The sequence below is a fragment of the Rathayibacter sp. SW19 genome (genome assembly GCF_030866825.1).
Lineage (GTDB): Bacteria > Actinomycetota > Actinomycetes > Actinomycetales > Microbacteriaceae > Rathayibacter_A > Rathayibacter_A soli.
The window spans coordinates 523,876-543,975 of record NZ_CP133020.1; the positions used below are offsets into that span (position 1 = coordinate 523,876).

Consider the following 20,100-nt stretch of genomic DNA (forward strand, 5'->3'; position numbering starts at 1 on the left):
GCAAGCTTAACGTGGGCCCGCGCGACGGCCTCGTTCGCGGCTGCTGCAGAGCGCAGGGCGATTCCTGCCGTGACCCAGCCGGACCCTCCCATCACGAGCGCGACGACGATGCTGGCGATGCTGAGCCGGTGCGTAGTCCGCTGCATGTGCTCGGTGCGTTCAAGTCGCTCCTGCTCGGTCAGTTGCGCTCAAAGAGCAGATCGACGCATTCGTGCGCGAGGTGCGCGTCGTGATCCCGGTGCCGGTCACGATGGCGGAAGCAGCGGACGCCGTGCGTGTTGCCACGGCGATCGAAGAGGCCGTGGCATCGCACGCCGAAGTTCGCGTCGCATACCCCGCAAAGCAATTGGTGTGTTCGCGCGGACTGACGGAGAGTGGAGCACTTACGCGCGGTCTGCTCTCACCCCGACCGGAGCTGAAAGGGTCGTGTCCTTCGCTTCCCCGGCGCCCAGTCGCGACGCCGCGAGGCTGGAGATCACCGCAACGGCCACCACATAGATCAGGAGGAACTCCCAGTGCCCTGAGCCCAGGGCCAGAAGCGAGGTTCCGATGAGGGGGGAAAGGCCACCGCCGAGCGTCGCACCGATCTGCTGCGTCGCGGACAGTCCGGAGTACCGCACGTTGACGGGGTAGAGGTTCGCGAATAACGCGCCCTGCGCTCCGTACATCGACCCGTGACCGATCGCGAGCCCGAGAGTCGGACCACAGCGTCGTGTCCTGTCCGAGGTGGGCGATGACGATCTGCATCACCCCGGCGAGCTTGCGTACCCGCTTGTAATAGCCGGGCTGGGCCGGCAGGTTCGGGAACATGCCCGGCAGCTTCGCAGTGACATGGCGCGGCCATCGGCGTTCCGAGGTAAACCCCAGCAGGGCCTGCATCACCGCGAGGGTGACCAGTTCCGCATCGGTGATCCGCGGCGTAATCCCGCCACGCGGCCGCCACGGCGCCAACCCCGGGCGCGTCTTCAGCAGATCGTCCGTGCTGACGTAGAGTGCTATCGCAAGGGTGTCCAGATCGTTGTCCATCAGTGCCTTCCAGGCTCGAGATCGGTGTTAGCAACCTCGATTCTGGGCACCCTTCACACCCCACCAACGCAACGACACCCCCGGAATCAATCATCTAGGACGCTGCTGAACAATTCGGGATCGGATTTGGTGGATTAAGGCGCGCCTTTGGGCGGGTTTCGGATGGCTAGTTAAGACTTGTTTCATGCAGGGTCGTGTCGCCGTGAATCTGGGTACCCAAAGCACCAGCGACGCGCTTGAGCTTTTGGAGTACGCCAACATTCCTGCGGGGACCGCGCGTTCCGAGCTGAGACGATCGAATGGCAAGAACGATCCATTCGACGTGCAGTTGTGGTGTCTCGGCAATGAGATGGACGGTCGATGGCAGATCGGGTTCAAAGACGCCGAGGAGTACGGAAAACTGGCGGCAGTCACAGCCAAAGCGATGCGCGCGCTCGATTCCCGGATCCAGCTCGTAGCATGTGGATCATCAGGCAGGGGCATGCCGACGTTCGCCAGCTGGGAACGCACCGTGCTCCAGCACGCTTATGAGGAGATTGACTACCTCTCCTGTCATGCCTACTACTGCGAAGCCGATGGCGACGTGGCGAGCTACCTCGCGTCGGGCGTCGACATGGACGATTTCATCGAGGGTGTTGTCAGCACGATTGAGCATGTGCGAGCCGAGCGCAAGTCGAATCATCGAGTCAATATCTCTTTCGACGAGTGGAATATCTGGTATCCGGAGCACAACGCCCTGCCGGCAGACATTTCTGACTGGCCGGATGCTCCCCGCTCTCTGGAGAACGTCTACTCCGTCACCGATGCGGTTGCGTTCGGCGGTCTCTTGATCTCACTGCTCAATCACGCAGACCGTGTCACATCAGCAAGCCTCGCTCAGCTGGTCAACGTGATCGCTCCGATCATGACCGAACCGGCAGGACCAGCCTGGAAGCAGACGACGTTCCACCCGTTTGCTCTGGCCTCGAAGCATGCCCGGGGCACGGCACTGCAAGCTCATGTGGTCACGTCAATGGTCTCGACGTCACAATTCGGCGAGGTACCGGCAGTCGATGCGGCTGCCACCGTCTCCGACGACGGCGTCAGGGTCTTCATTGTCAACCGTTCCGTCGACGAAGCAGTCACGATCACGATCGATGTCGCGGCGCTGGCAGCCGGCAATCAGCTGAGCGCTGTCGGAGTCTGGGACGACGACAGGCATGCGCGCAACACGTTGCAACAGCCGAATCGGGTCGAAGTGCGCACGAACACGAGTGTGAAGAGAGAAGGGCGCACGGTGACCCTGGAATTGCCGCCGGTCTCGTGGACCTGCGTGTTCCTCAACCGTCGATCAGATTTGATCCCGGAGTAGGCATGACGCACGCAGCTGATACGCGGGTGCCCTATCCGCTCGATCGGGATCCGATTTTCGATGGCGCCACTGACCCGACGGGTATCTGGAATCGTGCGGCCAAAGCATGGTGGATGTTCTATACGAGTCGGCGTGCCTACTGGGCGACGGAGATCTTCGATGACGGAGTGATTTACCACATCTATGTCGGGTTCATCCGCGGCGTGCCCAAGCAGTGGGCAGGCCATTCCTTGGCGATTCGGCACTACACGAGCCCCGATCTGGTGAACTGGACCTTCATCTCGACCCTCGATCTGGAGTCCGACGGCGTCATCGACGCGTGCGTGGTGGAACTCCCGAGTGGAGGATACCGAATGTGGTTCAAGGACGAACACGCCGGCTCGCGCACCTTCGCTGCGGACAGTGCTGATCTTCGCGAGTGGCATCGAACGGGCACCGCGGTGGACGTGTCCTCGCATCAGGGACCGAACGTCTTTCGGCTCGGCGGTACGTGGTGGATGATCCTCGGCGAGTGGGAGGGCCCTCGGGTTCTCCGATCTGAAGACCTGATCCATCGGCACCTGCAAGGACGGATCCTGGACGAAGAACGGACAGGACCCTACCTCCCCATCAACTCCGACGAGGAGGCAGCGCATGAGTGACGACACGGCACCCGGTGGACAGTTCGGATATCTTCTCGTGCATTTCCGCCACGAGCACAACGGCGAGCGCATCTACTTCTCGCTGAGTGACGGTGATGACCCACTCCGGTGGAATCCATTGTTCGGCGGTCGGGCGGCACTGACAAGCAGCGTGGGCACGACCGGCGTGCGCGATCCCGTCCTGGCGCGCGACCACGACGGTCGATTCCATATCCTCGCCACCGATTTGCGGGTAGAAGGAGGAGTTGGCGGCTGGGAGACGTGGGTGCGCTCCGGCAGCCGCAATCTCGTCGTATGGGATTCGGATGACCTGCTCACGTGGAGCGAACCGCGTCTCGTCGAGGTGGCGCCACCGAACGCCGGCATGGCCTGGGCGCCTGAGGTCACTCGCGATCCGACGACTGGTGAACATATCGTCTTCTGGTCGTCGCGGCTCTACGCGGCAGACGACCCAGACCACGCAGCCGAGGCATACAGCCGAATTCTCTACACCCGAACGAGGGATTTCACAGATTTCTCACCGGCCGACATTTTCATTGACGCCGCTCGCAACATCATCGATACCGCCATCCTGCAAGACGACGGTGTGGTTCACCGCATCAGCAAGCACGAAGACGGCCCAGGAGGCCTCGGCATCTACCATGAGGTCGGATCCTCGCTGTTCGCCGATGACTTTCGAATCGTGGCGACGTCGATTGGTTCCGATCAGTATCCGTTGGTCGAGGGTCCGATCGTGTTCCGCGATCATCGGCTTGATCGCTGGTATCTCTTCCTCGATCAGTATGCGGACGATATTCAAGGTTATTTCGTCATGGAGTCCCACGATATCGAGTCGGGCAGGTGGACGCGCGTACCGGCTGAGCGTTTGATGCTGCGCCCCGGAACCAAGCATGGCGGCATCCTGTCCTTGACGTTCTCGGAGTGGGAACGTCTCGCGGGAAGCATTCTGCCGAGCCAGGAGTAATCCACGTGTGTTTCGGAGGCGATGGCTTCGTCCGCACGGGGTTCTCACGTTCGTTCTTATCGACTGGAAAGGCGTCGCACGGATCGCGCGGGTCGAGTGGGTTCGTTCGCATGCCGACGAGCAATTCCTCCTGATGGCGGACGGATCGGATGTCGTCGCTACCGGCGACGAACAAAGTATGGGAGTGCGCGAATTCGCGTTCGACGCGCACGGTGCCTCGAAAACGGTGACCGTAATCGTGGCGCGTGATGGGCATCCGACTCCGCGACTGAGACGCATCCTGCTCTTGACGGACGCCGCGGACTCTGCCTTTCCCTGAGACAGCACGGTCCTGCTGCGCACTGCGACGAGGCGCACCGGAACGGTTCCCGGTATTGCCGTGCGGTGAGTGTGCACGCTAAAGTCGTCCTCGACTATGTGTAACGATACAAGTTCTCGAGTATGAGCGGCTCCATCTTCCGTGACCCGGTGTACGACGGCGCCACGGATCCCAGTGTCGTACGGGCAGAGCCGACTGGTGACTGGTGGATGTTCTACACCCAGCGCAGAACGACGGACAGCGGACCAAGACAGAGGTGGGTGCACGGCACCGAAATCGGTGTCGCCGTGTCGACCGACGGCGGACGGAGTTGGGCGTACCGGGGCGTGGTCGCCGGCCTGGAGCGGGGAAGCACGCTGTGGGCGCCAGAGGTGATCAGTGCGCCCACCGGGTACCGGATGTACCTCACCGTGGTTGACGGAGTTCCCGACACGTGGCACGGTGCGGAGGCCCACATCGTGGAGTACCGCAGCGACGATCTCGAGCGGTGGGATCGCGTCGGCCGGATTGACCTCGGATCCGACCGTGTGATCGACGCGGCAGTCGCTAGATGCCCAGACGGTTTATGGCGGCTCTGGTACAAGAACGAGCGTGACGCGTCGAGCACGTGGGCCGCGGTGAGTTCAGATCTCGAGTCCTGGAGGGTTGAGGGCCGAGCCATCCCCGCGACACCGCCGCACGAGGGGCCAACGGTCTTCGCGCTCGGCGGGTGGTACTGGATGATCACCGATGAGTGGCGTGGACTCGGAGTGCATCGCTCGATTGATGCGGTTCACTGGCAGCGGCAGCGTCGCGGAGACGGGCTCATCCTGAACCGACCTGGTGCGGATCAGGATGATCGCGCGCTCGGACACCACGCTGACGCCGTGGTGTGGCCCAGCGTCGAGCCGTCACACGGCGTCCTGTTCTACTTCACACATCCCGCCAGCGCCGACGGCGCTGCGCCCGCAGCCCTCGAACAGCGACTCAGCGCGATCCACACCGCCGCGCTCACGGTTCGCAATGGCATCCTGTTCGCGGATCGCGACGCCCCCAGCGGCAACCCGCTTCCCGCTCGATCCGAATCGAGTACATGACGTGCACGAGACGTTCTCCAGCTTTCTCCTCGCCTACTTTCACAACGGCAGCGCTTCCGAAGCAGAGCAGATCCGCTTCGCCGTCTCGGATGGCCCCAGCCCAGATCGGTGGACCGTGCTCAATGGAGCCCGGCCGATCCTTGCCTCGAACGTCGGCGAGCACGGCGTCCGCGATCCGTTCATCCTTTGGGATGCCTCCAGCGGTCGATACATCGTCATAGCCACCGATCTCCGCACCAACCCGGACGACGATTGGAACAGGGCTGTCCGGAGCGGAAGCCGCTCGATCGCGGCGTGGGAGAGCGTTGACCTGGTCCACTGGTCCGAGCCGCGGCTGGTCGCCGTCGCGCCGGAGAACGCGGGAAACGCCTGGGCGCCGAAGGCCTTCTGGTCCGATGTTGAGCGGAGCTGGAAGGTCTTCTTCGCATCGGCGCTTTACGACGCGGGCGACGATCGAACTGTCGCGCGACATCAACGGATGCTCGTGGCCGACACCAAGGACTTCTCGGAATTCACCACGGCGGAGGTCTATCTCGACCCCGGCCACGACGTCATCGACGCGACCTTCCTGCATTGGGGTGATCACGTTCTCCGCTTCACGGCCGATTCCCTGACAGCGGACCCCGCCGCGAAGTCGCAATTCGTGTCGCAGGAGATGGGCACAGACATCCTGTCGACGGATTTCCGCATCGTCGCCCGCGACGTCGGAGCCGCCCACCAGAGTCGAGCAGAGGGGCCGACGCCGTTCATGAGTCTCGATGGACGTATCGCGTATCTACTGCTGGACGAGTTCGGTTTGCGCGGCTACCGGCTGTACAGGAGCACGTCGCCGCAGACCGCGAGTTGGGAGCCTGTGCCGAGTGCTGTCCTCCCGTCGGGCTCCAGGCACGGTTCGGTGATCCCGATAACGGCGAGTCAGCGCGGTGCCCTCTTGTCCTCGTATCCGTCTGAATCCCGCGCTCGATGCATGCCGCATGAGTGAAATCAGCACCCGCCACACGATCGTGCGCGTCGATGACGTCGGTACCAGGACGAGTATCAGCCCCGATCTCTGCGGCATCTTCTTCGAAGACATCAACTCCGGTTTCGACGGCATACCGGTTCGGGCAGGGGAGACCTACGACTTTTCCATCGACAGGTCCGGTGATTCGCTGGCGGATGCGTCGCTCACGGACTCGGCCTGCAGAACCTTTGCCGCTGGAGCAGTTGGATGACTACGTCAGCGACGTTCGCGATCTCATCGAGTACGCGAACGGCGACGCGAGCACCCCGTGGGGGAGCGTGCGAGCGCGGCCGGGGCATCCCGAACTGTTCGGCGAGGACTACGACGAGGGATGGGAGTTGGCGAGAAATCTCAGCGTGCTCATCGTCGACGAGTACTCCTACAAGTCGCCGAGCTAGTACGTCAAGAACCTGGACCGCTTCGACGATTACGACCGGTCGGGTCCGGGCGTCTATGTCGGCATGTACGGCTCGAAGGGCCACACGATGCTGTGCGCGCTCGCTGCGTCTGATGGACGCTTCGAGTGGCACTTCGGAACCGGGGAGAACCGATTCCTCCAACTGCTGTATCGCAGCTACGGGCTTCTCGACGACCTGATCGAGCCTGTTCCGTACGATTTAGAGCCCGGCCGGACCTACGAACTCGAAATCGACGTCGAGGGAGGGGGCGTCGCGTCAGCTGCCGCTTCCTCATTCCTTTGTCACCCTGCGTCTCGCCGATCCGATTGACCCTGAGGGTTGAACGGAACTGTTCACGCAGGCTCCGTGTCGAGAGCGAACCATCGAACGCCGTGTGGAGCTACAGCGGCCTCGAGCCTGCCGTCGACTCCGATCGTTGCGGTGCGTGCATCACCCCAGAGGTCGGAGATTCGATAGGAGCGTGACGCGGGCGTCGGCCCGACAAGTGAGCCGATCGGAATGGAGACGGTGCGGTCGGTCGAGCCGGTGAAGAAGAGGGCCGCGTACACGCGGGAATCTCGGGTCGAAGGGGCCGACCAGGCGATCTCCTCGCCATCGCCGGCCGGCTCGCGCACGACCTCCGCGTTCTCCGCGGCGAAGGAGAGGGCATCCCGGAGCGCCGGATTGCACAGGAGTGCGATCGTCGAGGCGTTGGTCTGAGGCAAATCGGCCCCAAGCATCAACGGTGAGCGAGCCATCGCCCACAGCGTGAGCATGGTGCGCTGCTCATCGCTCGTGAGCATACTGGAGCGTGGCTCGCCTCGCTCCGCACGCACGCCGATGCGCCCGAGCGGCAGAATGTCGGCATCGGCCCAACCGGCTGCGTGTTGAAAGGGCGCCCACCGAGCGAGCCGTGCGAACTGGGCATGGATGTCATCCCATCGGTCCCACAGGTCGTCCGAGATCCGCCACATCTGAGCGGTTTCGCGAAGCAGGTCGATGTGACGCGTGGAGAGTCCAGTTCCAGGCGAGGATGACAGAGCGATCGGCCTACCGCTGCGCTCGATCGCCCGCGCGTACGCCAGGATATCGTCGGGGTGGATCGGCGCGAGCATGTCGTCCGCCTTGATCAGATCAACTCCCCACGCGGCGAATTGGGCAACTTGAGCGTCATAGTAGGCCTGAGCCCCTGGATGCTCGTGGTTCAGCCCGTAATTGTCGGGGTTCCAAGGACAGATCCGATCTCGATCGGCGATCTGCGAAGCCGTCCAGTCCGTTCCGAAGACGGGGAGGTCCAGTTCGACGGCACGACGCGGGATGCCACGCATGATGTGCAGGCCGAAATCGAGTCCCATGGCATGGACGTCATGGGCCAGCGCAGCGAAGCCGACGCTATCAACGGACGATGGGAATCGATTCGGAGCGGGAAACTGCCGACCCCAGCGATCGAGCTCGATCGGGGCATCCGCGTTGTAACCGTGTGCGCGTGCAGCCGGGTCATACCAGGCAATGTCGACGACCACCACGTTCCAGCCGAATGCGCTCAGCCGGTCGCGCATAAACGTCGCGTTCGCACGAACTTCGGCCTCCGTAACAGTGGTGCCGAAGCAATCCCAGCTGTTCCATCCCATCGGCGGTGCGGTGAGCCTCAATCTCGCAACTCCCTCATTGGTTCGTCGTGATGTGGGCGCGCACCCGAATTCGTACTTGCCAGACGCGCCAGTTGTATGTAACGATACACATTAGATTGTTTGTATCGATACACATGCGACAGATGTCACTGAGAAAGAAGGAGCCATCCGCGGTGGGAATCCCAGACGAGAACGATCGCTACTTCGCGGATCCTGCACTGACTGTATTCGCCGGCCGCTACTACCTGTATCCGACTACTGACGGCATCCCTGGGTGGGGCAGCACTTCGTTTCGAGTGCTGGTCTCCGACGACCTGCGCAACTGGCGCGACGGAGGGGAGGTTCTTGCGCTAGGCCGCGACGTCGCCTGGGCCTCGCGCAACGCGTGGGCTCCCGCAGCGTCGCAAGGTCCGGATGGCCGGTTCTACTTCTACTTCAGTGCCGACGACAACATCGGAGTCGCGGTTTCGGACACGCCGACCGGCCCGTTCATCGACAGCGGCAAGCCGCTCATCCCCGCCGGGCGATACCCAGGACGAGCCATCGACCCGTCCGTCTTCACCGACGCGGACGGCAGTTCATACCTGGTCTGGGGCAACACTGTCGCCAACTTCGTGCGTCTCGCTCCCAGCATGACGGCGATCGACGAGTCCACTCACGTCACCTGGGTGCACCCGAGCTTCCGCGAGGCAGCACACATACATCGCCGCGGCGACCTCTATTACCTGACCTGGTCCGAGAACGACACCCGCGACCCCGACTACCGCATCCGGTGGGCCGTGGGCGGCAGCCCCTTCGGTCCGTGGGATGTACGCGGTGTGCTCCTGGAACAGGACCCCGAACGCGGCGTGGTCGGCACCGGTCACCACTCGATCGCACAATTACCGGGAACCGATGACTGGGTGATCGCCTACCACCGATTTGCGGTACCAGGTGGCGACGGCTACCACCGCGAACTCGTCGTCCAGCCGCTTCATCACGACAAGTCGGGTGACCTCGAGCCAGTCGTGCCAGACCTCGAACCGCTCCTCCGCAGTACCACCAACTGAATCACTCCCTACACAATAGAGAAGGAAGTAGCAATGTCGCTCACATCACGCCCAAGGCGTTCTGTTTCACGGCGCGTCCTCATACGCGCCGCCGTGGCCGTCTCCGCCGCGGCGCTCGCGGTATCGGCGCTAGCCGGGTGCTCCAGTTCCGGCGCCGGAACCGAGAGCGGATCGAAGACCGTCACGTTCCTGTCCTGGGACAACGAAACGACGATGCAGCCGCTGATCAAGGAATTCGAGAAGGAGAATCCCGGCTATAAGGTCGCATTCTCGTTCGCCCAGCCCGTCACCGGGTACATCCAGAAACTACAGACCGAGCTGGGCTCGGGCACAGCGCCCGACGTCTTCATCATCACCGCTGAGAACAAGCAGCAGATCATGGGCGGCCACTTCGCCAAAGATCTGTCGAACGAGTCATGGATCTCGAACATCGCAACCGCAGCCAAGGCCACCTACACAAAGGATGGAAAGATCTATGGGGCTGCCACGTCGTCGTGGGGTGGAGGCCTGCTCGTGAACGAGGACCTTCTCGCGAAGGTCGGCTATACGGGGCAACCGAAGACCTGGCAGCAGTTCCTGGAATTGTGCAAGAAGCTCCAGGATGCCGGAATCACACCGTTCTACGAGGCCGGAGACGGCATCCCCGTGACGCTCGCGGCGCTGCTCGGTTTGCAGAACCAGGCGGACGGCGGCAAGATGGACGCCAACATCTGGGCCGGTAAGTCGACGTTCGCGAAGTCGTGGACGCCCGCCCTCAAGACGTGGGATGAACTCTTCGACCAGGGTCTGGAGTCGCGGTCCGTCGCCGGTCTGACCGGAGACCAAGTGCAGCAGGAATTCAACCAGGGCAAGGTCGCGATGATCGGCACCGGGTCGTGGACCCCCGGTGGCATCCGTCAGGCGGCACCTAACCTGAAGTTCGAGTTCTGGCCGGTACCCGGTGCGACAGGAAAGGGTTATTGGGCGGGTGCTGTGTCGCCGGGGTATGCGATCAACGCGAAGGCGAAGGATCCGCAGGCCGCGGAGAAGTGGGTCGAGTTCCTGCAGTCGAAGACGGCTGCGCAGATGTACAACAAAGCAACAGGCACGATCATGACGACGAAGGACTTCACGCCAAAGGTCGACCCCTCGCTCGACAAGATGGTCGCACCCGTTCGAGACGGCGACTTCTACCTCCCCGCCGTGAGCTGGCCCACGAACTCCGACGTTCTCAGCACAACGTCGATCTCCCTGATGCAGCAGAATATCCTCGGAAAGATCACGCCTGAACAGTTCGCCAGGGGCATGGACACCGAGCTCCAGTCGGTCAAGTAACTCGAGTCATCCCTGGGGCCGCCCTCTCGAAACGCGGCCCCGGGCCCCGAAAGAAGGGAACGTGTCATGGCCGGTACCACCATCCTCGCGCCGCCGAGCGCACGACCCGCGCTCCAGAGCGCAACGCACCCTCGACGACGTCGCGCTCGTGATGGGTCAGCGGCGTACTGGTTCGTTGTGCCGATCATCATCGTCTTCGTGGCCCTCTTCGTGGTGCCACTCGCACAGTCGCTCTACTGGAGCTTCACCGACTACAACGGTTACTCCGACCAGGTGAACTTCGTCGGGTTCAAGAACTACCTCTCGATCTGGGCGGACCCGTCGATGTTGTCGGCCCTCGGGTTCACCCTATTTTACGCAATCAGCACGACCTTGCTGGTGACACTGTTCGCGATTCCGCTGGCCGTCATTCTGAACAACAAGTTCTTCGGACGAGGCCTGGTGCGGAGTATCTTCTTCTTCCCGGCAGTGCCGAGCGTCGCCATCCTGGGACTGGTCTGGACGTTCATCTTTAGCCCGCTCGGTTCCGGTGTGGTCAACTCAGTGCTCGGCTGGTTCGGTGTCCCTGCTGTGCCGTGGCTCGCGAACGAGACGCTCGCTCAGCTCTGCGTCATCGTCGTCGCGGTATGGGCGCAGACCGGCTGGCACGCGATGCTGTATCTCGCCTACCTCCAGTCCATTCCGAAGGACATGTTCGAGGCGGCACGCATCGACGGCGCCGGCAAGTGGCAGGAGTTCCGCTTCCTCACGCTACCGATGCTGACGCCGGCGATCTCGATCAGCAGCCTGCTGCTGCTCACGGGCGGAATCAAGGTCTACGACCTTCCCTTCACCCTGACGCATGGCGGACCGGGCTTCGCAACACGCTCGCTGACCCAAGCGATCATCGAGAACGGTATCGCACAGTCCCAGGTAGGGAAGGCATCCGCGCTGAGCGTGCTCTTCCTGCTCGCCGTCGGCCTGGTGATCCTGCTGCAACTGTTCATCTCGCGCCGACTTGAGGAGCGCTTCTCATGAAACAGAGCCGGGGAATCATCCTGAGCGTCGTGATGATCCCTATCGCGTGCATCATCGCCGTGCCGTTCTACTACATCATCGTCAACACCCTAAAGACCCAAGCACAGACGACGGCCCATCCGCTCGCGCTGCCGACAAGTCTCGACCTCGACAACTACATCAGGGTGTTTCAGACCCTCCCCATCGTGCAGGCGTTTTTCAACACTCTGTACGTCACAGTGATCTCGATCGTTCTGATGCTCCTGATCGGTGCGATGGCGGCGTTCGGAGTACTGATCGGCAAAGCACGATTCGCCACCGTCCTCGGCGTCATCCTCGTAATCGCGTTCGTGGTGCCAGGTCAGGCAACGTTGATACCGCTGTATCGGATGCTCGCAGGCGTGCAACTGGTCGACTCGCTCAACGGACTTATCGTGATGTATGCCGCCGGATCGATCTTCTGCTATTTCCTCATCCTCGGCTACATGCGCACGATCCCTGTCGAACTTTTCGAAGCCGCGAGAATCGACGGCGCCGGCGCATTCCGCGTGTTCTGGTCCGTGGCGCTGCCCCTGATCAGGCCGATCCTGATCACGGTTGGCGTCTTCCAGACCATGTGGGTCTGGAATGACTTCATCACCCCGAACGTCTTCATCAACTCGCCCGACAAACAGACCCTCGTACTTCAGGTCTATACAGCTGTCGGGCAGTTCACGACGGACTGGCCGACGTTCATGACGCTGACGGTCATCGTGCTCATCCCGATGCTCGTCTTCTTCATCGTCGCTCAGCGTCAGATCGTCTCCGGTCTTGTGAACGGGAGCGTGAAGGGATGACCGACTCGAGCGGTCCGGCGCGTCGCCTCGGGTTGCTTGAGTATCTATTCCTTTATCGTTATAGGCTTCGCTGAAACCAGGAGATCACGTTGGCAACGATCAAGGATATTGCGCGAGCGGCCGGCGTTTCCCCGATGACGGTCTCGAACGTCCTTAACGAACGACCCCATGTCAGCGAAGCGACCCGAAGCAAAGTGCTCGCCACGATGAAGAATCAGGGTTATCGGGTCAACGTGGCCGCCCGCAACCTGCGCAAGGGGCGAACGCACACCATCGGTCTCGCCGTGCCGGAGGTCGACCGACCGTACTTCGGCCAGCTCGGCGCCGCCGTGATCGAACACGGCAATCGCCACGGTCTTCACGTCGTGATCGAAGAAACGGGCAGGTCTCGCGAGTCCGAACTCTCCGCCCTCGCACTCTCCCGTGTGCGCATGTACGACGGACTCATCCTGAGCACCGTCGGACTCGGTGAGGCCGACGTCGACCTCCTTCGTGTCGACTTTCCCGTGGTCATCCTCGGCGAGCGAATCTTCCACGCCCCCGTCGACCATGTCGCGATGCCGAATGCCGAGGGCGCACGCGCCGCCGTCGGACACCTGCTCGACCAGGGGTGCACTCGCGTTGCGGCGATCTTCGGGCAGATGACCGGAGAGCCGGACATGTCGACCCTGCGCTACGAGGGTTATCTGCAGGCGCACGCGGATCGGCGCGTGAGGCCCGATCCGCAGCTGATGGTCACGATGGACGAGCTGACGCCCAAAAAAGCGAGCGAAGCAGTTGACGATCTGCTGACACGTGGCGGGAGGTTCGACGGCTTGTTTTGCGTCACCGACTACGCAGCCATGGGCGCCTTCCGCGCACTCGCCGACGCAGGCCTGGAGATACCGAAGGACGTCAAGGTCATCGGTTATGACGACGTCGAATGGAGCAGATTCAGCGTTCCGTCGCTCTCCAGCGTGCGGCCCGATCACGATCTCATGGCGAAGACCGCAGTCGAACTGCTCGTGGCGCGCATTTCCGGCGAGGGAAAGGAGCCGATCGAATTCATCGCTCCGTTCTCGCTCTCCATTCGGGAGTCGACCGCATCGGATTGACACTCTGGTTCGTCGCTGCGCAAACCGGGAACATCGGTACCGACGCCCCGCACAGTGTGCGTTGACCCTTTCTACTGACCGTCGACACTCCGCGACGAGTAGTCGTGCAGACGCTGCCACTCGTCTCCGAGAAGAGGGAGCACGACGCCGTGCTTCGTTTTCGGTGGCAGTTCGAATCGGTTCGCCTCGATCTGATCCCACGTTGAAGCGCTCAGGTCGGTCGAGAAGAACGGTACGTAACCTTGGTGATCCTCCCCGAAGTGGTCCGCCCAGAAATACCAACCGCTGTCGTCGTTCGCGCGGAACCCCAGCGGCCCCTCGAGCGGGTAGCTGCCGCTCGCACGGAAGGTCACGCCGACAGCAACCCGACACCACTCATCTTGGGGTGTGGAGAGCTCTGGTGCGGTCTCGACGAAGATATCCCCGAGCGCAGACCCTTGATCGTCAGTGATGCCTTTGACAACGCCTTTGACAAATCGGTAATAGACACCGTCGTGTCTAGTGATCGTGGAGTCGAGCACCCCTTGTGACAGCGTCGGGTCGAGATTCGGATCCAGCCAGATCTTCGGCGGGCTGAATCGGACGAAGTCGCTCGTTGTCGCGAACAGGATTTTGGAGAACTGCCCATGCGCATGATCCGCAGCCTCGTATAGCGATGATGTCCAATGTACGAAGTAGGTCTCACCCTTGGGATCCCACGCTCAAAACTACGAACGGATCTAATCAGTCGCCATGAGAACACAAGGGACGCCGGACGGACGCTTCAGTGCGCACACCGGGTTCCGCCCAGCACGCTTGAGAACGAGGCGTCCATAAACTCCTGCCCGCAGACAGTTCGCGCTCAGGTGCCTCAAACGCCATAGAGGACTAAGAATTTTGGAAGAGGGCAGAGCGTTCAATCAGGGTCGCAACGCCCGAGAGCAGTTCACCGATTGCCAGTGAATTCAACCTAATCGAATACGACTCGTTACCCGTACCGGCCGGAGCGTGAGGCGTGGACCGACCGTGTCGTCAAACTGCGATTCACGATGCAGTCGGGCGCCGTCCACGAAGTCTGAGTATGGGCATCGGCGGCCGAGCGACGCCGGGCAAGAGACCGCAAATATGCTCAGGCGATTGTGATCGACCGTGCGCAGATTGACATCGACCGATTGCGTGCCGCTGACGTGAGCACCGTCGACGTAGTCAGCGAGGTGACCATCGGCGATTGGTACTGGCGTTTCGCGCAGTTCTTGACAGCGCTGGGCGATACAGCGGTGGTGGATCCCGTATTTCTACCAATGTGGAGTCTTGGTCCGCGGCGCGTGGCTTCAGTCACAAATAGCGCTGCCGCCAGAGGCGCAGGTTAGGGTCCATTTATGGGTCATAAACCTGTCCAAAATTGCCCGTAGCACTCCACACTTATCCGAGATACGATCGCTCCGTCAGTAACAGAAAGTGCTCCTGTGCAGGGATTTTCAGGACAAAGTGTGCAATGAAGTGGTCTTAGCAACACCCTAAAATTCATTCAGAAGGTTGGGGGTTCGAATCCCTTCGGGCGCACACTGTAGAAGCACCGTTAGATCGCGGGCTTCATCGCTCTCCTGGTCAAGGTCTGAGCCGGAGCCACACAAAAGTTGTGGTCATTGCGGGCCAAAACCGATGACGAGCAAGAACGTGCCATTCCCATGCCGGGTTGACGACATCTTTCCGCGCGATCACGCAGGTCTTCCCCACCCAAAACCCAGCTACCCTTTGAGGCCGGAGAAGGACATGGTTGCGACGAATTGTTTTTGCGCGATGGTGAAGAAGATGATCAAGGGGAGGGTTGCGATGACGTTTCCGGCCATCAGTAGTGACCAGTCGGTGCGGCGGGCGCCTTGGAAGTTCGCGATGCCCAGCTGCAGGGTGAAGGCATCCGTGTTGTTGATGGCGATCAACGGCCAGACCAGGTCGTTCCAGGCGCCGAGCAGGGTGAAGATCGCGAGGGTCGCTAGCGCGGGTTTCGCCAACGGTAGTACGACCTTGAAGAACACTTGCAACCGGGTGCAGCCGTCGATCAGGGCCGCCTCCTCGAGTTCTGCCGGGAGCGACAGGAAAAACTGACGCATGAGGAATATCCCGAACGCGGTGGCCAACCAGGGAACGATCGCAGCACCGAGCGTGTTCACCAAACCCAACCGTGAAAACAACAGATAGGTGGGAATCATCAGCACCTGGGTGGGGATCATGATCGTTGCCACGATGCCGAGAAAGCCGAAGTTGCGGCCGTGGAACTTCAATCGTGCGAAGCCATAGCCGGCCAGTGAACACAGCACCATGTTCGAGACGATGGCCACGCTGGAGACGATAAGGGTGTTGCCAAGCCAGAGCAGAATATCCGATTGCGCGAACAGTCGCTCGAACCCGCTCAGCGTCAGGTGAGAGGGGATGAACGGTGGCGGAAACTTCAACAACTCCGCCCGCGGCGACAGGGCTGCCAGGAACATCTGCACGAGCGGAATCGCGAAGATCACCGCGACCGGGAACAGAAACAGGTGCCACAGGCTGAACCTGCGCCCGGCACGCCGGTGTGGCTGTCGCGTGGGCAGGCTGGGCTCCGTGATGGTTCCCGTGCGAATGAATGCCATCAGAACGCCTCGATTTTGCTTCGACGGGAGTACACGACGATTCCGATCGTGATCAGCAGTGTGACTCCGAACAGTCCGTAGGCCACGGCTGAGCCGTAACCGAATTGCAGCTGGTGGAACGCCATGTCCCACAGGTAGTACACGACCGTTTTCGTCGCATCCAACGGGCCGCCCCGTGTGGTCGTGTAGACCAGGTCGAACAGCTGGATCGCCTGGATGACCTGCCAAATCCCGGCAAACACCGTTACCGGGGTCAGTTCGGGCCAGATCACCCGCCAGAAGATCTGCCAACGGCTGGCACCGTCCACGGTTGCCGCCTCGATCAGATCGCTCGGAACATCCTGCAATGCCGCCAGATAGATCACTGTCGTGAACGCGGCGGAGCCCCACAGCGACATGATCGCGATCACCAGCATCGCCTGGCTCGGGTTCGTCAACCAGCCCTGTGGTGGGATGCCGACCACTCGCAGAATGTTGTTGACGATGCCGAACTGCGGATCGAACAAATAGTTCGTCAGCACGCCCGTTGTCGCGGCCGACACGACGAACGGCACGAAGATCGCCGTTCGATAAATGCCGATGAACCGGATTTTGCGATTCAGCGCGACCGCGAGGAACAACCCGAGCAGTATCGAGGCCGGCACGAACAACGCTGTGTACAGCAGTGTGTGGCCCACGGCATCCCACAGGTCGGCATCGCTGAGCATCTGCGTGTAATTGTCGCCGCCGACGAATGTCGGCTGCGCAAACCCGTTCCAATTCTGCAGAGACAGTACGAACGCCCAACCAGCCGGGAAGATCGACAACCCCAGAATGATCACCGTGGCAGGAGCGACGAACCCCCAACCCTCCAAGGTCTGCCGCAGCCCACGCCTCCGCCGTGCAGGCTTTTGCAAGCCTGGCCGTGCGGCCGGGCCGGTCCGGCCGCCGAGCGCGAACTGCGTCGCCATGCGCTCAGCCCTTCGCGAGCGCTTTGTTCGCGGTTTCGGCAGCTGTCTTCAACGCTTCCTTGCTCGTTCCCTGACCCTGCAGAACCCCCGCGATCGCCTTGCCGATTGCTGAGGACAGTCCTGGGTAGCCCTGGATGGTTGGTCGAGTTTCCGTCACATTGGCGAAGTTGGCTATCATCACGTCGACGCCGGGGAACTCGTCGAGGAACTTTGGTATTCGGGCAGGCTTTTTTCTGCATCTGGGCGCATCGGCAGATTGCCGAGTGCGAGACTGTAGCGGGCATCCTGTTTCGGATCCGTCAGCCACTTGATCAGCTCATACGACCAGTAGGAGCGGTTGGCGTCCTGGTGGTCGAACAGAGCCCAAATATCCGGGCCGGAGACCGTTGTATGGTTGCCGTCAACGCCCGGCAGGAACGCCACACCGTAGTCGGTCTTGCTCTGAGACAGGTCGTAGAGCAGCCACGGGCCGTCAATGATCATGCCGATCTGCCCGGAAACGAACAGCGGCTCGAATTTCTGGTCGGTCTGATCGAGGTACACACTCTTGTCTGTCACGGCCATCGTCCGCATGAAGTCCAGCGCGTCGACACCGGCCTGAGAGTCGAACGCCGCCTTCTTGTTCGAAGAGTCAAGGATCTGCCCGCCGTGCTGCCACAACCGAGGACAGAACCGCCACGTCGTGTCCTCCGAACCGTCCACCGGATACGCCGTGCCGAACGTCTGCGTCGACGGGTCCGTCAACTTCTTCGCCGCATCGCGGAACTGATCCCACGTCCAATCATTCGTGGGGTGGGCAACGCCGGCCGCATCGAACAGCTTCTTGTTGTACAGGAGCGTGAGATTGTCAACTACGGCAGGAAAGCCGATCACCTTGCCGTTCGGAGTAGCTGTTTCACGGCCGGAGACCGGGAATTGGTCCCATTTCACGTCGGCCGCTGCGACTTTCTTCGTGATGTCGAGCATCCGGCCGCTCGAGGCGAGCTCCCCAGCCCAGCTGCCGTAGGCGTAGGAGACATCCGGGTAGTCGCCGCTGACGAAGCCGGCCGAAACCTTCTGCAGGAGGTCGTCGGTTGTCGGCGCCCCCGACGAGACCTTGATGGTGACATTTGGATGGTCTTTTTCGAATTCCTTAGCCAGCTCGACCAGGATCTTCTGCGGCTGATCCGCCTGCCCGGTCCACCAGGTGAGGGTGACGGGAGCCTTGGCGTCGAGCGTGTCGCTGCCGCCGCCACCGGCGGAACAACCGCCGAGAACGAGCGAGACGGCACCCACCACGGCGGTCACCGCCAACGTTTTGGCGGACGGGCGGGCTTTGGGGGAGGCGTGGTTCCTGGCTGTGCGTTTCATGCCTGCTGTGCTTTTCATTGCTGTGGCTCCTGTGTGATTGCGGTCGCATCGACTTCGATGAGCATTCCAACCGGCAGGGTGACGTACACGGTTGTGCGGGCCGGGTACGGGTCTGAGAACGCGGCCGCGTATGCGGTGTTCATGGCAGTGAAGTTATCGAGGTCGGTCAGGTAAACGGTTACCTTGACGATGTCGGTCTCGGATGCGCCCCCTGCCGCGAGCGCGGCCAGAACGTTCTCGAAACACTGAGTGAATTGCGTGCCGGCATCCGTGGAAAGCGTGCCGGCGGCATCCGCTCCGCCCTGCCCGGCCGAATAGACGATCCCGCCGACGGACGCGGAGTGTGAATACGGGCCTGCGGGGCGAGGAAGGGTACTGCTGACCTGTGTTCTGCGTGTCATGAGTCCCTCCGTCACCACCGGTTGGGTGACGAGCCATGCCTGGCGATCATCCTCGACCGATACCGTCCGACGCGTGTCGCGCACCGGCGTTGTCCAACATTGTGTGGGAGTGTAGCATGGAAATCCGCTCCCAGAATCAGCGTTTCTTACAGCGGAATGCGACGCAGACGGGTGTAAGGAGGACGCATGAGTATGAACAGCAGCGGACACGCGCCTTCTCATCAAGCCGTAGACCGCGCCCTTCAGGTGATCACCTTTCTCGGGACGCGAGCGGGTGGCGCGTCTCTGCAAGAGATCTCGCGGGCGACAGGCATCCCGAAGCCGTCACTGCACAGAACGCTATCCTCGATGCGCGATCGAGGGTTCGCGAGCCAGCTCAACGCAGGCGGCCCCTATCTGTTAGGGCCGGCAGCGCTCGAGGCCGCGTTTCAATTTCATGCCAATCTGGATCTGCGACAGCTGCTGCGCCCGCTCATGCTCGAGATTCAGGGGCAGTCCGGCCAGACCGTGCACCTTGCCAGGTTGAACGGCGGCGATGTCGTCTATCTCGACAAGCTGGAGTCGAGCATCGGCGTGCGCCTGACCTCAGTGATCGGCGGGCGAAACCCCGCCTATTGCACTGGTGTCGGCAAGGCCCTGCTCGCAGATCAGCTCATCGATGCCACCGCAGTGGCTGCCTGGGTCGATCGATACGGGCCGCTGACCGCGCACACGGCCACAACCATCACGACGGAAAAGGCGCTCGCCGCCGATCTTGAAAAGACGAGAAAGCGCGGCTACGCGATCGACAACGAAGAGAACGAGGACAGCCTGTTCTGCGTTGCCGCAACCGTTCCTCTTGTGTTCGGTGGGCTCGTTCCGCCGCTTGCGCTCAGCGTGACCGGACTCAAGGACCGGATGCGCGCGCTCGGAGTGGACCGGCTCGGAACCAACCTCGTGGGCCTGATCGCCGATTTCGAATTCACCTCGACCAGCACGCAGCGCCACAACCCAGGACACAACAACCCAGGACACAACAACCCAGGACACAACAACCCAGGACACAACAACACGGAACACAACAGCACGGAACACAACAACACAACGGAGTGA

At 61.8% G+C, this 20,100-nt stretch carries 23 protein-coding genes and 1 pseudogene; 15 read left to right on the plus strand and 9 right to left on the minus strand.

Annotated features, from left to right (window positions below):
- Window positions 1-383: 383 nt before the first annotated feature.
- Both QU604_RS02475 and QU604_RS22315 read right to left on the minus strand, forming a co-directional pair.
- Complete coding sequence (locus QU604_RS02475) at window positions 384-668, minus strand: hypothetical protein (protein ID WP_308467217.1); 285 nt, start codon at window positions 666-668, stop codon at window positions 384-386.
- Window positions 669-696: 28 nt separating this feature from the next.
- Window positions 697-1,026 (minus strand): annotated as a pseudogene (locus QU604_RS22315) (IS982 family transposase); the annotation flags it as partial.
- A 184-nt stretch (window positions 1,027-1,210) separates the two neighbouring features.
- On the opposite strand from QU604_RS22315, the gene QU604_RS02480 reads away from it, so the two are divergent.
- The 9 genes from QU604_RS02480 (at window position 1,211) to QU604_RS02520 (ending at window position 7,108) form a co-directional block, all read left to right on the plus strand.
- Window positions 1,211-2,377, plus strand: a complete 1,167-nt coding sequence (locus QU604_RS02480) for an alpha-L-arabinofuranosidase C-terminal domain-containing protein (RefSeq protein ID WP_308467218.1) — start codon at window positions 1,211-1,213, stop codon at window positions 2,375-2,377.
- A 2-nt stretch (window positions 2,378-2,379) separates the two neighbouring features.
- The gene (locus QU604_RS02485) at window positions 2,380-3,018 is read left to right on the plus strand and encodes a glycoside hydrolase family protein (protein ID WP_308467220.1); all 639 of its coding nucleotides are present in this window, start codon (window positions 2,380-2,382) and stop codon (window positions 3,016-3,018) included.
- Entirely contained in the window at window positions 3,011-3,982 is a 972-nt protein-coding gene (locus tag QU604_RS02490) for a glycoside hydrolase family 43 protein (protein WP_308467221.1), read from the plus strand. Before QU604_RS02485 ends, QU604_RS02490 begins: the two co-directional genes overlap by 8 nt.
- A gap of 7 nt (window positions 3,983-3,989) precedes the next feature.
- Window positions 3,990-4,301: a hypothetical protein gene (locus QU604_RS02495; RefSeq protein ID WP_308467222.1), complete on the plus strand. Its 312-nt coding sequence runs from the start codon at window positions 3,990-3,992 to the stop codon at window positions 4,299-4,301.
- Between the two features lie 122 nt (window positions 4,302-4,423).
- Window positions 4,424-5,377, plus strand: a complete 954-nt coding sequence (locus QU604_RS02500; RefSeq protein WP_308467223.1) for a glycoside hydrolase family protein — start codon at window positions 4,424-4,426, stop codon at window positions 5,375-5,377.
- Window position 5,378: 1 nt separating this feature from the next.
- Window positions 5,379-6,359 (plus strand): glycoside hydrolase family 43 protein, encoded by a 981-nt coding sequence (locus tag QU604_RS02505; protein ID WP_308467224.1) that lies wholly within the window; start codon window positions 5,379-5,381, stop codon window positions 6,357-6,359.
- Window positions 6,352-6,591 (plus strand): hypothetical protein, encoded by a 240-nt coding sequence (locus QU604_RS02510; RefSeq protein ID WP_308467225.1) that lies wholly within the window; start codon window positions 6,352-6,354, stop codon window positions 6,589-6,591. Before QU604_RS02505 ends, QU604_RS02510 begins: the two co-directional genes overlap by 8 nt.
- Complete coding sequence (locus tag QU604_RS02515; protein ID WP_308467226.1) at window positions 6,584-6,778, plus strand: hypothetical protein; 195 nt, start codon at window positions 6,584-6,586, stop codon at window positions 6,776-6,778. The genes QU604_RS02510 and QU604_RS02515 overlap by 8 nt, the downstream gene beginning before the upstream one ends.
- A gap of 63 nt (window positions 6,779-6,841) precedes the next feature.
- Window positions 6,842-7,108 (plus strand): hypothetical protein, encoded by a 267-nt coding sequence (locus tag QU604_RS02520; RefSeq protein WP_308467227.1) that lies wholly within the window; start codon window positions 6,842-6,844, stop codon window positions 7,106-7,108.
- Window positions 7,109-7,131: 23 nt separating this feature from the next.
- On the opposite strand, the gene QU604_RS02525 is transcribed toward QU604_RS02520, so the two are convergent.
- Window positions 7,132-8,430 (minus strand): glycoside hydrolase family 27 protein, encoded by a 1,299-nt coding sequence (locus QU604_RS02525; RefSeq protein ID WP_308467228.1) that lies wholly within the window; start codon window positions 8,428-8,430, stop codon window positions 7,132-7,134.
- Window positions 8,431-8,582: 152 nt separating this feature from the next.
- Here QU604_RS02525 and QU604_RS02530 point away from each other — a divergent pair, with 152 nt between their 5' ends.
- From QU604_RS02530 to QU604_RS02550, 5 genes are all read left to right on the plus strand, one after another.
- Window positions 8,583-9,458 carry a family 43 glycosylhydrolase gene (locus QU604_RS02530; RefSeq protein ID WP_308467229.1) on the plus strand — a complete coding sequence of 292 codons (876 nt, stop codon included), beginning with the start codon at window positions 8,583-8,585 and terminating at the stop codon, window positions 9,456-9,458.
- A gap of 33 nt (window positions 9,459-9,491) precedes the next feature.
- Window positions 9,492-10,772, plus strand: coding sequence for an ABC transporter substrate-binding protein (locus QU604_RS02535; RefSeq protein ID WP_308467230.1), 1,281 nt, complete (start codon window positions 9,492-9,494; stop codon window positions 10,770-10,772).
- Between the two features lie 66 nt (window positions 10,773-10,838).
- Window positions 10,839-11,789, plus strand: a complete 951-nt coding sequence (locus QU604_RS02540) for a carbohydrate ABC transporter permease (protein WP_308467231.1) — start codon at window positions 10,839-10,841, stop codon at window positions 11,787-11,789.
- Window positions 11,786-12,604, plus strand: coding sequence for a carbohydrate ABC transporter permease (locus QU604_RS02545; protein ID WP_308467232.1), 819 nt, complete (start codon window positions 11,786-11,788; stop codon window positions 12,602-12,604). The genes QU604_RS02540 and QU604_RS02545 overlap by 4 nt, the downstream gene beginning before the upstream one ends.
- Window positions 12,605-12,693: 89 nt before the next feature.
- Entirely contained in the window at window positions 12,694-13,698 is a 1,005-nt protein-coding gene (locus QU604_RS02550) for a LacI family DNA-binding transcriptional regulator (RefSeq protein ID WP_308467233.1), read from the plus strand.
- A 71-nt stretch (window positions 13,699-13,769) separates the two neighbouring features.
- Here the strand turns inward: QU604_RS02550 and QU604_RS02555 are convergent, their stop codons facing one another.
- The 6 genes from QU604_RS02555 to QU604_RS02580 all read right to left on the minus strand — a co-directional run bounded on the left by QU604_RS02555 (window position 13,770) and on the right by QU604_RS02580 (window position 19,008).
- Complete coding sequence (locus QU604_RS02555) at window positions 13,770-14,219, minus strand: glycoside hydrolase family protein (RefSeq protein WP_308467234.1); 450 nt, start codon at window positions 14,217-14,219, stop codon at window positions 13,770-13,772.
- A gap of 1,206 nt (window positions 14,220-15,425) precedes the next feature.
- Window positions 15,426-16,307 carry a carbohydrate ABC transporter permease gene (locus QU604_RS02560; protein ID WP_308467235.1) on the minus strand — a complete coding sequence of 294 codons (882 nt, stop codon included), beginning with the start codon at window positions 16,305-16,307 and terminating at the stop codon, window positions 15,426-15,428.
- Window positions 16,307-17,257: a carbohydrate ABC transporter permease gene (locus tag QU604_RS02565; protein ID WP_308467236.1), complete on the minus strand. Its 951-nt coding sequence runs from the start codon at window positions 17,255-17,257 to the stop codon at window positions 16,307-16,309. Before QU604_RS02565 ends, QU604_RS02560 begins: the two co-directional genes overlap by 1 nt.
- Before the next feature lie 4 nt (window positions 17,258-17,261).
- The gene (locus QU604_RS02570; RefSeq protein WP_308467237.1) at window positions 17,262-17,414 is read right to left on the minus strand and encodes a hypothetical protein; all 153 of its coding nucleotides are present in this window, start codon (window positions 17,412-17,414) and stop codon (window positions 17,262-17,264) included.
- 20 nt (window positions 17,415-17,434) lie between these two features.
- Window positions 17,435-18,625, minus strand: coding sequence for an ABC transporter substrate-binding protein (locus QU604_RS02575; protein ID WP_308467238.1), 1,191 nt, complete (start codon window positions 18,623-18,625; stop codon window positions 17,435-17,437).
- Window positions 18,622-19,008, minus strand: coding sequence for a RidA family protein (locus QU604_RS02580; RefSeq protein ID WP_308467239.1), 387 nt, complete (start codon window positions 19,006-19,008; stop codon window positions 18,622-18,624). Before QU604_RS02580 ends, QU604_RS02575 begins: the two co-directional genes overlap by 4 nt.
- Before the next feature lie 186 nt (window positions 19,009-19,194).
- Here QU604_RS02580 and QU604_RS02585 point away from each other — a divergent pair, with 186 nt between their 5' ends.
- Window positions 19,195-20,100 carry an IclR family transcriptional regulator gene (locus QU604_RS02585; RefSeq protein WP_308467240.1) on the plus strand — a complete coding sequence of 302 codons (906 nt, stop codon included), beginning with the start codon at window positions 19,195-19,197 and terminating at the stop codon, window positions 20,098-20,100.

Coding starts and splice junctions, on each gene's coding strand:
- QU604_RS02475 (WP_308467217.1), bottom strand. CDS start 668: ATGTACGGAGCGCAGGGCGCGTTATTCGCGAACCTCTACCCCGTCAAC.
- QU604_RS02560 (WP_308467235.1), bottom strand. CDS start 16,307: ATGGCATTCATTCGCACGGGAACCATCACGGAGCCCAGCCTGCCCACG.
- QU604_RS02545 (WP_308467232.1), top strand. CDS start 11,786: ATGAAACAGAGCCGGGGAATCATCCTGAGCGTCGTGATGATCCCTATC.
- QU604_RS02520 (WP_308467227.1), top strand. CDS start 6,842: ATGTACGGCTCGAAGGGCCACACGATGCTGTGCGCGCTCGCTGCGTCT.
- QU604_RS02535 (WP_308467230.1), top strand. CDS start 9,492: ATGTCGCTCACATCACGCCCAAGGCGTTCTGTTTCACGGCGCGTCCTC.
- QU604_RS02580 (WP_308467239.1), bottom strand. CDS start 19,008: ATGACACGCAGAACACAGGTCAGCAGTACCCTTCCTCGCCCCGCAGGC.
- QU604_RS02565 (WP_308467236.1), bottom strand. CDS start 17,257: ATGGCGACGCAGTTCGCGCTCGGCGGCCGGACCGGCCCGGCCGCACGG.
- QU604_RS02490 (WP_308467221.1), top strand. CDS start 3,011: ATGAGTGACGACACGGCACCCGGTGGACAGTTCGGATATCTTCTCGTG.
- QU604_RS02540 (WP_308467231.1), top strand. CDS start 10,839: ATGGCCGGTACCACCATCCTCGCGCCGCCGAGCGCACGACCCGCGCTC.
- QU604_RS02585 (WP_308467240.1), top strand. CDS start 19,195: ATGAGTATGAACAGCAGCGGACACGCGCCTTCTCATCAAGCCGTAGAC.
- QU604_RS02510 (WP_308467225.1), top strand. CDS start 6,352: ATGAGTGAAATCAGCACCCGCCACACGATCGTGCGCGTCGATGACGTC.
- QU604_RS02500 (WP_308467223.1), top strand. CDS start 4,424: ATGAGCGGCTCCATCTTCCGTGACCCGGTGTACGACGGCGCCACGGAT.
- QU604_RS02485 (WP_308467220.1), top strand. CDS start 2,380: ATGACGCACGCAGCTGATACGCGGGTGCCCTATCCGCTCGATCGGGAT.
- QU604_RS02480 (WP_308467218.1), top strand. CDS start 1,211: ATGCAGGGTCGTGTCGCCGTGAATCTGGGTACCCAAAGCACCAGCGAC.
- QU604_RS02575 (WP_308467238.1), bottom strand. CDS start 18,625: ATGAAAAGCACAGCAGGCATGAAACGCACAGCCAGGAACCACGCCTCC.